The following is a 13,321-nucleotide window of genomic DNA, read 5'->3' as shown; positions in this document are numbered from 1 at the left end:
AGCAAACCCCTTGTCGAATTGTTCAACGATCCTTACGTTGATGCTTATCCCCTCAACTCAAGGAGCAATCGGATGTCAGGCTCCACGCAACAAACCCGGCGGGTGATCCTCGCCAGCCTGATCGGCACGTCGCTGGAGTGGTACGACTTCTTCCTCTACACCACCGCCGCGACCCTGGTCTTCCCCAAGCTGTTCTTCCCGTCCCTCGACCCGTTCAGCGCGGTGCTCGCGTCGCTGACCACCAACGCCGTGGCGTTCGTCGCCAGGCCGCTGGGCGGCATCGTGTTCGGCCACTTCGGCGACCGGGCAGGCCGCAAGACCGTGCTCGTGGTGACGCTGCTGGTGATGGGCGTCTCGACGTTCCTGATCGGCGTGCTGCCCGGCTACGCGAGCGTGGGCGTGATCGCGCCGATCCTGCTGGCGCTGCTCAGGTTCGTCCAGGGGCTGGGGCTCGGCGGCGAGTGGGGCGGCGCGGTCATCATGTCGATCGAGCACGGCGACGGGCGTCGGCGCGGCTTCAACGCGAGCTGGCCGCAGGTCGGCGTGCCCGCGGGCTACGTGCTGGCGACCGGGCTGCTCACCATCCTGTCCTTCGTGCAGTCGGACGAGGCGTTCCTGTCGTGGGGCTGGCGGGTGCCGTTCCTGCTGTCGGGCGTGCTGGTGTTCGTGGGCCTGTGGGTGCGGCTCAGGATCACCGAGTCGCCGCTGTTCGCCGAGGTCGAGCAGAAGGGCGCCAAGGCGAAGATGCCGCTGCTGGAGGTGCTGCGCACGCACCCGCGGGCGCTGCTGTCCGCCTTCACCGCGCGGATCGGGGTGGACGTGGCCTTCTACACGTTCACCGCGTACATCATCGTCTACCTCACCGGGCAGCTCGGCCTGCCGCGCTCGTACGCGCTGAACGCGGTCCTGATCGGCTCGGCGCTGCAGCTCGTCCTGATCCCGCTGTTCGGCGCGCTGTCGGACCGGGTGGGCCGGCGGCCCGTCTACTTCGCGGGCGTGGTGGGCGCGGCGATCTGGGTGTTCGCGTTCTTCCCGCTGCTCGACACCAAGTCGTTCCCGCTGATCGCGCTGGCCGCGGTCGTCGCGCTGATCACCCACGCCGCGATGTACGGCCCGCAGGCCGCGTTCATCGCCGAGCTGTTCAGCACGCGGCTGCGCTACAGCGGCGCCTCCATGGGCTACCAGGTGGCCGGCATCGTGGGCGGCGCGCTGGCGCCGATCATCGCGCTCCAGCTCTTCGACATGTACAAGACCACGGTCGCGGTGTCGATCTACGTGGTCATCGCGCTGGCGATCACCGCGGTCGGCTTGGCCATCGCCCCGGAGACCCGTGACCTCGACCTCGCCGCCGCAGAGTCTGCGGCAGAGCAGGAAAAAGCCATTCAGACCGGCCAGGTGGGACCGTTCGCCTGACCTCCGCAGGACTGCCGCGAAAGCCGCGGGCGGCGGCTGCCAACGCCGCCCGCGCGGAAGGGATCAGATGAGAATCGCCCTGGCCATCGTCGCGGCGCTGATCGCCGTCCCCGTGCTCATCGGACTCGTGGGGGGCTTGGAGAGCACGGGCGGCGGCGAGGTGGCCGTCATCCGCGACGGCGGCCCGCTCGACGACAACAAGGTCCGCCAGGTGATCGACCCGGGCTCCGGCCTGACCTGGACCGGCCTGTGGTCCTCCGTCCACCTCTATCCCGCGCAGCAGCGCTTCTACACGATCACCGCGGACGCCAAGCGGGCCACCACCCTCGGGGTGGACGTGGTGACGGTGCCGAGCAGCGACGGCGTGAACCTCGGCATCGAAGGCACCCTCTACTTCACGCTCACTCGCGACCACGAGGCGCTGAAGAAGTTCGACGACAGGTACGGCACCCGCACCTTCCGCGCCCAGGACGACAGCTCGCTCTATCCGTGGGACGGCGACGACGGCTGGTCGGCCTTCTTCGGCCAGGCGGTCCGCCCGGTGATCGACAACTCGCTGCGCGGCCAGATCGGCGCCATGCGCTGCGCCGAGCTGGTGCCCTCCTGCTCGCTGCTGGCCGGCCCCGGGCTCAAGCCGCAGGACAGCAACGCCACCATCGCCAAGGTCCAGGACGCGGTCAACGCCTCGCTGGCGCGCGACCTGCCCGCGACGCTCGGCGGGGACTTCCTCACGGGGCTGCGGTTCACACTGGTCAAGGTGACGCTGCCGGCCGAGGTGCAGAAGGCCGTGGACGGCTCGCTGGCCGCCTCCGCGGCGGTCTCCGAGGCCCAGGCGAGGGTCGCCCAGGCCAGAGCGGAGGCCGACGCGAACAAGGCCAGGCAGGACGGCTACGACAAATGCCCCGCCTGCGCCGAGATCGACAAGCTCAAGTCACTGCCTCAGGGCATCACCGTGTACGCCCCCGGCAACCCGCAGTCGGTCGTCGTGCCCTCCCGCTAAGCCGGGATCTTGAGCTTCGACCTGCGCCACTTACCCTTGTGGGCGGCCATCGAGATCAGGAACACGATCTGGCCGGCGAACGCCACCCGCAGCCAGCTCTCCCAGCCGCCCGCCTCGACGACCATCGGCGAGACGATCAGCAGCCCCACGATCATGATGCGGACGACCATGCCCCAGAGGCCCAGCGCGGAGCCCTGGAGCCGGGATTCGACGTCTTCGGCGTTCTCGGAGAAGTTCGCCATCCAGGGGACGTACGCGATGCCCATGAACACGAAGAGCAGCGCGTACACCACGGTCACGTGCAGGGTGGAGACGCCCGGCCCGATCAGGGCGACGAAGTAGGCCAGCGCCGCGGCGGTCAGCACCGTGCCGGCGGCCGTGAACGGCTTGCGCAGCTGCAGCCGGTCGGACAGGCGGCCGACGAGGACGACGGCCAGGGCGTTGAGCAGGATGCCCAGCGCCACGACCCGGTTGGCGGCGGCCGGGTCGAGGCCGAACGCGCTGACCAGGAGCGTCTGACCGAAGATCGCGAACGTCCAGTAGAGCACCTGCCAGCCGGTGTTCCCGAGGACGTGCGCCCACAGGTGCGGATGCTTGAACAGCTCGCGCACCTTCCCGTGCCCGGCGTCCTCCACGGCCTCCACCGCCTGCTCGGACTGCAGGACCGCGGCCCGCAGCGCCCCCGACGGCTCGGCGATCTTCCAGATGATGACCGCGCACATCGCCAGCGACACGCAGCCCATGATGATCGCCTGCGACTGCCACGCGTTGTCGAACAGCGGCAGCGTGAACCCCGCGATGAACGAGGCCAGGAACGACGCCCCGACCGGCCCCCACGTCCAGAACGCGAACCCCTGCGCCCGTCCCATCCGCGGCGAGAAGTCCCGCACCAGCGAGGCGGTGATCGTGATCCCCGCGCCCTCGATGAACAGCATCAGGCAGCGGATCCAGAACAGCCCGGCCACGCTGTCCACGGAGGCCAGCAGGAAGTTGCAGGCGGCGGTGACGGTCAGGGTGGGCACGAGGATCGTGACCCGGCCCCAGCGGTCGGACAGGATGCCGCCGAACCCCGCCGAGAGCCCGCCCACCAGCACCGACAACGCGGCGATCTGCCCGTAGACGGTGAGCGACATGCCGAGGTCGTCCATCAGGAGGGGCAGGATGGTGGCGAGCGTGGTCTCGAAGTTCGCCACCAGGCTCGCGAGTACGGCTATCGCCAGCAGGAGGATGCGCCGTCTGCCGACCGGGTAGACGTGCAGCTCGCGGACATAGAACGGCTTCATTCCCATCCTCCGGGGACGGTCCTGGGACTGACGCTCTAGAACGCGTTTCTAGTTGCTCATGAGTTTCCCGGTTTGTACCGATAAGTCAACATATCGAGGGATCACGAAGTGATCTCGATCACAGCCTCGCCGTTGTGACGGAATCGCCATCGATTCACAGAACAACCATCCCCGAATAGGCATAAACTGCGCGCCTGTGAGCCTGCCTGTACGTGAACGTGCCCCCCGGCCGGGCGGCGGTCGCCACCGCCGTCCCGTGCCCACGTCCTTGCCGCCGGACGCCCCCATGCTCGTGCTGGCCGCCTCGGGCGGCACCGGCGGCGTGGTGGAAGAGATCGCGGCCGTCGTGCGCGTCGACAATCCGCAGATCGAGGTGCGCCTGACCAGCGTCACCGACCTGGCGGACACCCTGCCCTCAGGACGCGACGCCGTAGTGGTGCCCCTTCTCACCTGGGACGATCCCGTCGTCCTGGCGGAGATCGGCAAGGCCATCGCGGCCAGCGGCTCGGGCGCCGTCGCGACCGAGGCGCTCGGCCCGCACCCGCTGCTCGCCGAGGCCCTGCACATCAGGCTGGCCGAGCGCGGCCTGGCCAGGGCCGACCGGGTACGGCTGCTGAACGTCTCCAGCCCCGTGGACGCCGTCATCCTCGGCACAGTGGGCGGTGCGCGGGCGGTGCACGCCGTTCAGGCCACGGCGGTGCTCCTGGCCTCCCGGCTCACCCTGCCGGTGGTCGCCGCCTCGCTCGACAGCGAGCCCGGGGTCACGGTCGCGGCCCAGCGGCTGCGCGCGGCGGGCGCAGAACGGCTCGCCGTCGCCCCCTGCCTGATCGGCCACGAGGCGCCGGTGGGCATCGTCGAGAGCGCGGCCGCGACGATCAAGGCCGGGCACGCCCAGCCGCTCGGCGCGCACAGTGCCGTCGCAGAACTTGTCGCCCGAGCTTACGGCAGTCAACTCGCGACTTGACAAGGGCTTGTAAAGATCACGGGACTCGCGTTACCTTCTGCGCATGCGGCGCGTGGTGTGCAACGGCGAGCGAATCGGCCTCCGGGACGTCACGGAGGCCGACGTGGCCGCACTCCACGCCATCTACGGCGACGCGGCGGCGACGCAGCACATGCCGTTCGCGCCGCGCAGCCTGCACGAGGTCGCGATGCTGGTCGACCAGGCCATGGAGGCGGCCTCCCGTGAGCCGCGCCTGCTGTACGTACTGGCCGTCATCGACGCCGAGCGCCGCGACGTGATCGGGGTGGCCCGGCTGCACATCGAGGCCGACCACCCGCACAGCGCGGAGATCGGCTTCGGCCTGCATCCCGACCAGTGGGGGCGCGGCATCGGGACGGATCTCGCACGGCTGCTGCTGTCGTTCGGGTTCAAGCAGCTCGGGCTGCACCGCGTGTGGGGCGCCCGCTCCCCCGCCAACCTGCCGGCCCAGCTCGCGATGCTGACGGCGGGCATGGTCGAGGAGGGACGCATCCGGCATCACGTGCACACGCCGGGCGGGTGGCGCGACTCCATCGTCCACTCGGCGATCGATGACGAATGGACCGAACGCTAGCCCTGAGCTAGGTCCGCCACCCTTCGACGACCCCGGCGGCGATCTGGGGTGGGGTGCCGTGGGTGCCGTCCACGGTGTAATCCTCGACCTGGGCGGCGTCGAGGATGCCCGCCAGCTCGGCGGCCCTGCCGAGGTGCCAGCCGAGGTCCTGCGGGTCGTGCACGTGCCGGCCCGCCAGCCGCCTGCGCACCTCGGGTAGCGCGACGTGGATCCGGCAGACGGCGAGGGGGACGCCGAGCGCCTGCTCGTGGCGGTCCCGCTCGTCGCGGTCCTCGATGACGCCGGCCAGCACGAGCCGTTCCGCACCGCCTGCCAGGAAGTTGGCCGCCACGGCGCTGAGGTTGCGCATGGTCAGCGCTCCGTTGAAGGGATCGCCCGGGGGCGCGGGCCAGGCGCGCCGGAGCCAGTCGAGGTCGATGACCGCGTGCGGGATCCCCGCGCCGGCCAGCAGGTCGCCTGCGGCGTCGGCGACGGAGGTCTTGCCCGCGCCGACGGTGCCGGTGATCAGGAGAGCGGCCGCCATTCCCGCGATCTTACCGGCGCGTGCGGAGTGACATACCGGATGCCCGGGGGCCGCGAGGGAGGACGACGGAGTGGCGGGCGTGGGGATTGTCGGTGGGGCATCCTACGATGAGGCTCCTCACGGAGGGATAGTCACATGCTCGACGCGCTGATCGTGCCCCTGTTCATCACCACGGACCTGCCGCCAGAGGCGGAGCTGGCCGAGTTCGGGGAGTTGCTCGCCGAGACCGCACGCGTGCTCGGCCGCGACGGCGACGGCTACGGCGCGTTCCTCGCGGGCAAGGTGTTCTGGCTGGACCGGCCCGTGCTGCCCGAGCAGCGTCCGGCGGGAGAGGCGGAGCTGCGGTTCGCCGGGATGCTCGGCTATCTCGCCGCCTCGGGCCCCGGCCACACGTCGCGAGACGTCCTCGGCGACATGCGGCAGGCCATCGGTGCGGCCTTGACCGCGCGTTACGGCGACGTGGGGGTCGCGCCGGCCGTGTTCGCGATCCGCGACCAGGACGTACGCGAGCGCACGCCCGACTTCGCCCTCCCCATCGACACCCGTGACGCGGCGGCCGACCTGGTGAGCGCGACAAGGTCGTATCTCTAGCCACGCGTCCGCCCGGCCGCGAGCTGCACGCCCGTCTCACGGCCGCGGCTCCGGCCGGCGCGCTGGCGTGCGCGTCGCCGGGTGGCCCTGCCTCTAGCCAGGCGGGTGTGGCACGTGCGATGGTGAACGATGATCCTTCCGGCGGGCAAACCTTTGGCGCCGACGCTCCGCCGCCCCGGTGCGAAGTGGCGGCGGCCTGACAACGAGGGGGTTCCCGGATGGCCGTGCTCGGCGCCATCTGCTTCGGGCTCGTGATCGGCTGGATCACGTACGGAATGCTGCGCCGCAGGGAGGGCGCGGCAGGGGTGACGGACCTCGCCGCGGTCCTGGCCGCGGTGGGCGGCGGCGCGGTGACGGCGCTGGCCGCACCCGAGGTTTTCGGGGGGTACGCGGTGGGCCTGGCCGTCGGGTTCTTCGGTTACCTGGTCGCGGCCACGCTCCTGCCGGACTCCACGTGGCTGGGCGGCGCCTGAGCGTCCGCTTCCTGCCCTCAGCCCGGTAGCCCGATCAGCACGTACGGGGCCCATAGCTCGGGCTCGGCGGGGCCGTACAGGTCACGCAGCCCGAGTACGGCCTCCCGCAGCGCCTGCGCCGGGCCTGTGCCGTCGCGGAGCCTGGTGTGGAGCTCGCGCATGAGCGCACGGGTGATCTCGGCGGCGACGGGCCAGAGCGTGAGCAGGACCGATCCGGCCCCCGCGTGCAGGAGCGCCTGACCGAGTGCGGCGATGTCGTCCCCTCCCTGTGCGGGGTCCGGCGGGGCGGGTTCGTGTTCGCCGAGGACGATGAGCCTGGCGCTCAGGCTCATGCTCATGAGCTGCCTGGCGGTGACGAGGCCGTCGGCGAGCCTGATGCCTGAGCTGAACGGGTCGCTCGGGTCGAACACGCCGTGGCACGACAGGTGCACCACGTCCCAGGCGCCGGGCAGGAGGGCCGCGGTGGCGGCCCGGCCTGTGCGGGCCCGGGTGCCGAGGATCGTGGCTATGTCGTCCGCCGCGGTCTCCAGGGTGACGGCCGTCTCAGACTCCTCCGTGGCCGGCTGGTCGCCAGGGCGTTGGGATTGTTCGGGGCGTTCGGGGCGTTCGGGGGTGAAGGCGAGCACCAGCGAGCCTGTTCCTTCTGACGGGTCGCGGTGGCGCAGGCGGGTGAGGACGGTGGCGGAGGGCGCGTAGGCGACGGGGTAGCGCTCGATGAGCGAGCGGCCGTCCGGGGCGAGGGCGTGCAGCGGGATCCTGTGCAGGCCGGCATGGGGGAGAAGGTGCAGCAGGCCGAGGTCGTCGCCGAGGGCTCGGAGGGCGTCCGTGAGCAGCAGGTCGGCCAGGCGGCGCCACAGGGCGGCACGGTGGCGGCGGGCTTCGATGTCCAGCAGTCCCGGTCGCCGGCCGTCGGTGGTGCGGTGGAAGTCGGCCAGCAGGTCGCGGGTGACGGCCGTGGGGAAGGCGCGCGGCTCCACCCACCCGGTGCGATGGGCCAGCACGGTCACGGCCTCCTCGCCGACATGGAACCCGAGCAACCCGATGGCCGCCGCCCCGCCATCCGCCGGGTCGGGCGGCGTCGCATCCAGTTCCGTCCTGCTGTGCGGAGTGACGAGGGCGTCTAGTTCCGTCCTGCTGGGCGGGATGGCGCGGCGCAGGGCGACGTAGTCGGGAGCCAGAGGCTCGATGCGGCGCCAGAGCGCGTCCAGGCCGGCTTCTGCGGTGTGGGCGCGCTGGATGAGCGTCGCGGCCTGGATCGGGTCGCGGGTGCGGTGTACGGCTGACATGAGCGCTCGCACGGTGTCGAGCCCGCGCTGCCCGGCCGCCAGCAGCTCGCCGGGCACCCCGCTCGGCGCGGGCCACCGCCGACCGCCGAACCCGAGAGTGAGGCCCTGAGCAGGGCTGTCGGTGTCGGGGCGGAGGTCGGCGCTTTGGGCAGCGCTGAGGTGGGTGGTGGGGGCGGTGCTGAGGTGGGTGGTGGGGGCGGTGCTGAGGTGGGTGGTGAGGGCGGACGCCTTGGCGTGTTCGGCGTGGGTCCAGGCCGTCATCCCGTGTCCGAGGCGTACGGCGAGTCTGATCGTGGCGTCGCGGGCGGCCTCGTGGCCGAGCTCGCAGGCGCGCTCCACGTCGGCGAGCGCTCCCTGGAGGTCCCCGAGCGCCTCTGCGGCGATGGATCGCTGGTGGCGGGCGAAGGCCAGCTCCGGCTCGTGACCGAGCTGTTCCAGCAGGTCGATGGCTGCCGACAGCCGCCGGTGGGCGCGGGCGTACGAGGCGTTGGTGACGTCGAGCGCGCCGAGGCCGCTCAATGCGAGCGCCTCTCCCGCCCCGAAACCGGTCGCTCTGGCCACGGCCAGCGCCTCCGCCAGCCGGACGGCCGCCGGGACCGTCTCCGCCGAACGCACGACGTCCGGCACAGACGCCGCTGACCGCACATCCGTCGGCGCAGATGCCCCTGGCCGCACGATGTCCGGCGCAGACATCCCTGGCCGCACGTCCGTCGGCGCAGGCGTTCCCGGCCGCACGATGTCCGGCGCAGACGTCTCTGGCCGCACGTCCCCCAGCGCTGACGGCCCTGGGCGGACGACCCGTACCAGGGCCGCCCCCGGACCAACCGGCTCGGGTGCGGGCGGCTCAGGGGGCCCGGGGAGGGTGGGTGCCAGGGCGGGGTGCTCCAGGCGTGCCAGGGTGATCAGGTCGAGCGCCGTCGCCCGCCCGCGCCCGTCGGCGCGGTCGAGGTCCAGCGCCCGCCCCGCGTACAGCCGCGCCTCCCCCACCTCCCCGCGCAACGCGTGGACCAGGCTCAGGTCGGCGTAGTCGGTCGCGAGCCCGCCCCGCCCGCCCAGTTCCTCCCCCTCCGGGAGGCCGGGGAGGCCGTGCGAGCGCAGCTCCTCCCCGATCGAGATGGCCTCCTGGTAACGCCCCAAGGCCTCGTCCAGCTCACCGGCCGTCAGGTGCAGCGCCGCCCGGTGGGCGAGGAGCGGGGCGCGGAGCGCGCGCCAGAGGGGCGCCGCGGCCAGCGCCAGCCCTTCCTCGTACGCCCGCCCCGCCTCCCCCCACCGCACCTGGTCCGCCAGGGCCTGGCCGAGCGCGTCGAGGGCGCGGACGAGCTGGGCGGGCAGCGCCGAGTCCGTCGCCCGGGCCAGCTCCACGGCCTTGGCGAGGTGCCCGACGGCCTCGTCGGACCGGCCGAGCCCCCTGGCTGCGAGGCCGAGGTTGCGCAGGTGCTCGACCGCCCGCCCGTCTCCGAGCTCGTACCCGGCGGCGGCGTGCTCGTAGGCGGCGGCCAGATCGCCCAGGTCGCGGCAGCAGGCCGACAGCTTGGCCAGGAGGTACGACCGATCGGAGGCATCCCTGATGAGGAGCCGCGCGAGGGCCTCGTCCGCGAGCGCGCGCACCCGTTCGAGATCGCCCGCCGCCTCCGCCTCCTCGATGCGCAGCCAGCCCGCCAGCCGTTCCACCGCCTCGCCACGGAAACCCCCGGCCCGCAGGACGGTGAGCGCCTCCGCCAGGCTGGCCCGGCCGCGGGTCAGGTCCCCGAGCGTGATCTGGATGGCGGCCAGCCGGGACAGCACCGCCGGGTCCCGCCCGCCGCCCGCCGCCACCATCAGCTCGAACGGCGCCTCCGACGCCTCGTCCGCGACCCGCGAGAGGGCGGTGAGCCCGTCCTCGAGCGCGGCCCTGGCACGGCGGAACTGGGCGCGTTCCTCCAGCGCGAAGCCGAGCTCGATCGAGGCGAGGGCGGACAGCCGCGCCTCCCCGCCGTCGAGGAACCCGGCCACGGCCAGCTCAAGCGCCGCCACCCGCGCCCCCGGATCCCCGGTGCGCCCGGCCAGCCACGCCAGCCGGTCGCGTACGACGGCCTCCTTGAGCGGATCCCCCGAAGCCAGCCCGAGCGCCGAGCGGAGCCGCTCCCCCGCCTCCTGGAGCTCCCCCAGCTCCACGTCCAGCCGCGCCCGGCCCAGCGTGGCGGCGAGCAGGGCGTCGAGGTCGCCGTCCGCGGCGGCCAGCTCAAGCGCGCGGTCGAGGTCGCCCACGGCCTCGTCGAACCGGTCCAGCAACGCCAGGCAGGACGCGCGCATGGTCAGCGCCACCGCCTCCTTGGCCTGCGCCCGCAACCTCCCGAACGTCTCCCCCGCCGCCCCGAACTCCTCCGCCGCCCGCCCGGCCGCCCCCTCCCCGTAGGAGAGCACGCCCAGGTGGTAGCGGACCGAGCCGGCCCCGTCGTGGTGCCCGATGGCGTCGTAGTCGCGTCCGGCCAGCTCGAAGGCGTTCCTGGCGCCCCTGGCGTCGCCGTGGGCGCGGCGGCGGCGCGCGATGCGGTACCACTCGTCGGCGGGCTCGCGCCGCTGCCCCCTGCGCCGGACGATCTCCACCAGGCGGGTCTCGCAGGCGGCGGCCTGGGCGAGGTGGCCGCGGCCGGCCAGCAGGACGGCCTGCGCGTCGAGCGCACCGCACGCCTCCTCCCACGCCCCCGCCGCCTCCAGCTCGATGGCGCAGGCCGCCATGCGCTCGCCGGCCGCGACGAGGTCGCCCTGGTCGACGGCGGCCCTGGCGGCGTGGACGAGGGCGAGCGCGGCCGCCTCGGTCTCACCGAGCCCGAGATGCAGGTCGCGGGCCCGGCCCGCGCACGCCACGGCGCCGTCGGGGTCGCCCGCCACCAGGTACGCCTCGGCCGCGTGCCCTTGGTGCGCCGCCTCCTCCGCGGCCAGCCCCGCGCGCTCGCAAAGGGCGGCGGCCCGCAGGTGGTGCTCGACGGCCCGGCCGGAGTCGCCGGCGCGCAGGTGGATGCGGCCCATGGCGCCGAGCTGGCGCGCCTCGGCGGCCGGCTCGCCGAGCTCCCGATAGCCGTCCGCCGCCCGCCTGTACGCGGCCAGCGCCCGTTCCGGCTCCCCGAGCTCCTCGAGGCCGTCCCCTTCCCTGGACAGCGCGTACGCCGCCCGCGACCGCAGCCCCGCCGCCTCGAACGCCTCCGTCGCCCACCCCAGCACGCTGCCCGCGGTGCGGAAGCGGCCCAGCTCGCCCAGCCGCAGCGCCACGCCGAGCAGCCGCTCGCCCCGCTCCTCGGCGCTCCCGGCCCGGCCGCCGGCGAAGCGCAGCAGCTTGAGCGCCACGTCCTCGTCCGGCGACAGCAGCGCCAGCTCGGTCGCGGCCTCGGCGAGCTGCTCGTCCATCGGCAGCGCGGCCGGATCGTCGAGCACAGCGCCGACCTCGGACAGCAGGCCGGCGTCACCGTCCCTGGCCAGCGTCAGCGCCTCACCGAGATCGCGGGCGGCGCCCTGGTCCGAGAAGCGCGCCAGCAGGGCCCTGGACAGCGTCCGCTGGGCCGGCGCCTGGTCGCTCGCGGACTTCATGGCCAGCTCGACGCCCTGCCGCGCGGACCGTACGGCGTCGTCCAGGTCCTCCGCCCGCCGCTCCCCTTCGGTGTGCGCGGCGCGCCACCGCAGCACCTCCGACACCAGCCCGTACGCCTCCGCGCGGACGGCCGGCCGCTCATCCTCCGCCAGGGCCGCACGCAGCACGGCGACGGCCTCATCGGCGTTCTCCCTGGACAGGTGCAGCTTGAGCGCCTGGCCGAGCAGCAGCAGGGCCGTGGACCTGGCCGGGTCCCGCTCGCCGCAGGCGGCCAGGGCGGCGCGCGCGGCCGCGATCGGCGCTGCGGGATCGCCGCCGGTCACGACGGCCCTGCGCAGCAGCGCGTTCGCCAGGTCGGCCAGCAGCGTGGCGCGCTCGGGATGTCCTCGCGGGGCCAGCCCGGCCGCCTCGCGGATGACCTCGACGGCGGCGTCCAGGTCGGCGAGGTCGCCGCTCACGCCGTAGCGCCGCCGGCGCCGGTCGCCCAGCAGCACGAGCCGGACGAGCGGATCGGTGCCGAGCCCGCGCGCCGTCTCGTCGGGCGTGACGCGCAGCGCCTGCAGCATCTCCGTCCCGGCTTCGAGCGAGCGCTCGTCGCCGGTGACCACGAACCACTCGATCAGCCCGGCCGCGTACGGCGCGAGCACCCCGGGATGGGCCCACTGCTCGTGCCAGAAGTCCAGGGCGCACTGCCCCACCCTGATGAACGCCAGCAGATCCCCGTCCAGGCACGACGCCGCCGCCCGCGCCTGGGTGAGATCGGCCAGCGCCAGCAGCGCCTGCGACCTGTCCTGGGTGCCCGGCGCGCTCTCCGCCGCCGCCAGGTAGGCCCTGACCAGCTCGGGGTCGCCGGGCGCCGCGAGGGCGAGCGCCGCCGCCAGCTCACCGTGCCCATCGAGAGCGGGCCCATCGAGAGCGGGCCCATCGAGAGCGGACCCATCAAGAGTGGGCCCATCGAGAGCGGGCCCATCGATGGCGGGCCCGGACAGCGCCGCCCGCAACAGCACGTGCACCGCGTCGTCGATGACCTCCCGCTCCCCGGTGCGGGCGTGGAGGCGTACCAGCCCGGCGCCCAGCAGCTCCAGCGCGCCGGGCGCCCACACGGGGTCGGCCGCGCGCATGGACTCCTCCAGCAGGAGCTGCCCCAGCCGCTCGGACACCTCCTGCGTGGGCCGCGCCATCGCGCGCCGCACCAGAGCGTGGATCAGCAGCCCCAGATGCCGGTACGCGGCCGGGTCCACGTGCCGGAACGCCTCCTCGATCAGCCCCGCCCACGTGTCGGCCGCGTCGTCGGGCAGGCGGCCCGAGCCGCGCAGCTTCTCCGGCAGGCGGCCCGGGTCGAGCACCGCCACGGCGGCGAAGAAGATGCCGGCCACGGAGGCGTCCCGCGTCGTCCGCGGATCGAGCCGGTAGCGGGCCAGGTGCAGGATGCCGATCAGCCGCCAGGTCGCGGCGTCCGACTGGTCGCCCGCGCATGCTCGCATCGCCTGCTCGGCTTCGACCAGCGCCGCGGCGTCCCAGATCAGCCCGGGATCCGCGGCCTGCTCGAACCGCTCGATGCGCGCGGCCAGCGCCTCGGCCGGATCGGTCACAGGCACAGGCTCTCACCAGCGTGCGCCTCCGTACAGGAC

Annotated in this window: 9 protein-coding genes; 6 read left to right on the top strand and 3 right to left on the bottom strand. The window is 73.5% G+C overall.

The genetic code is table 11. The features are described from left to right. The first annotated feature begins 72 nt into the window (after positions 1 to 72). Complete coding sequence (locus tag ABEA43_RS23605; RefSeq protein ID WP_345564929.1) at positions 73 to 1,413, top strand: MFS transporter; 1,341 nt, start codon at positions 73 to 75, stop codon at positions 1,411 to 1,413. A 67-nt stretch (positions 1,414 to 1,480) separates the two neighbouring features. Continuing rightward, positions 1,481 to 2,413 (top strand): SPFH domain-containing protein, encoded by a 933-nt coding sequence (locus ABEA43_RS23600; protein WP_345564927.1) that lies wholly within the window; start codon positions 1,481 to 1,483, stop codon positions 2,411 to 2,413. Here ABEA43_RS23600 and ABEA43_RS23595 read toward each other — a convergent pair. Further along, positions 2,410 to 3,696: an MFS transporter gene (locus ABEA43_RS23595; protein ID WP_345564925.1), complete on the bottom strand. Its 1,287-nt coding sequence runs from the start codon at positions 3,694 to 3,696 to the stop codon at positions 2,410 to 2,412. The genes ABEA43_RS23600 and ABEA43_RS23595 overlap by 4 nt on opposite strands. Positions 3,697 to 3,952: 256 nt before the next feature. Between ABEA43_RS23595 and ABEA43_RS23590 the strand changes: the two genes are divergently transcribed. After that, the gene (locus ABEA43_RS23590) at positions 3,953 to 4,660 is read left to right on the top strand and encodes a sirohydrochlorin chelatase (RefSeq protein ID WP_345564924.1); all 708 of its coding nucleotides are present in this window, start codon (positions 3,953 to 3,955) and stop codon (positions 4,658 to 4,660) included. A 43-nt stretch (positions 4,661 to 4,703) separates the two neighbouring features. Beyond that, positions 4,704 to 5,252: a GNAT family N-acetyltransferase gene (locus tag ABEA43_RS23585; RefSeq protein ID WP_345564922.1), complete on the top strand. Its 549-nt coding sequence runs from the start codon at positions 4,704 to 4,706 to the stop codon at positions 5,250 to 5,252. Between the two features lie 7 nt (positions 5,253 to 5,259). Here the strand turns inward: ABEA43_RS23585 and ABEA43_RS23580 are convergent, their stop codons facing one another. Next, complete coding sequence (locus tag ABEA43_RS23580; RefSeq protein WP_345564920.1) at positions 5,260 to 5,775, bottom strand: DEAD/DEAH box helicase family protein; 516 nt, start codon at positions 5,773 to 5,775, stop codon at positions 5,260 to 5,262. A 135-nt stretch (positions 5,776 to 5,910) separates the two neighbouring features. Here ABEA43_RS23580 and ABEA43_RS23575 point away from each other — a divergent pair, with 135 nt between their 5' ends. Both ABEA43_RS23575 and ABEA43_RS23570 read left to right on the top strand, forming a co-directional pair. Further along, a complete protein-coding gene (locus tag ABEA43_RS23575; protein ID WP_345564918.1) occupies positions 5,911 to 6,366 on the top strand; it encodes a hypothetical protein in 456 nt (151 codons plus the stop codon). Between the two features lie 218 nt (positions 6,367 to 6,584). After that, entirely contained in the window at positions 6,585 to 6,839 is a 255-nt protein-coding gene (locus ABEA43_RS23570; RefSeq protein ID WP_345564916.1) for a hypothetical protein, read from the top strand. Between the two features lie 17 nt (positions 6,840 to 6,856). Here ABEA43_RS23570 and ABEA43_RS23565 read toward each other — a convergent pair whose 3' ends face one another. Further along, positions 6,857 to 13,282 carry a CHAT domain-containing protein gene (locus tag ABEA43_RS23565; protein ID WP_345564914.1) on the bottom strand — a complete coding sequence of 2,142 codons (6,426 nt, stop codon included), beginning with the start codon at positions 13,280 to 13,282 and terminating at the stop codon, positions 6,857 to 6,859. Between the last annotated feature and the right edge of the window lie 39 nt (positions 13,283 to 13,321).

The sequence above is a fragment of the Nonomuraea rosea genome (genome assembly GCF_039539705.1).
Taxonomy (GTDB): domain Bacteria; phylum Actinomycetota; class Actinomycetes; order Streptosporangiales; family Streptosporangiaceae; genus Nonomuraea; species Nonomuraea rosea.
The sequence above is the reverse complement of the archived record's forward strand: the minus strand, read 5'-3'. Positions and strand labels throughout refer to the sequence as shown.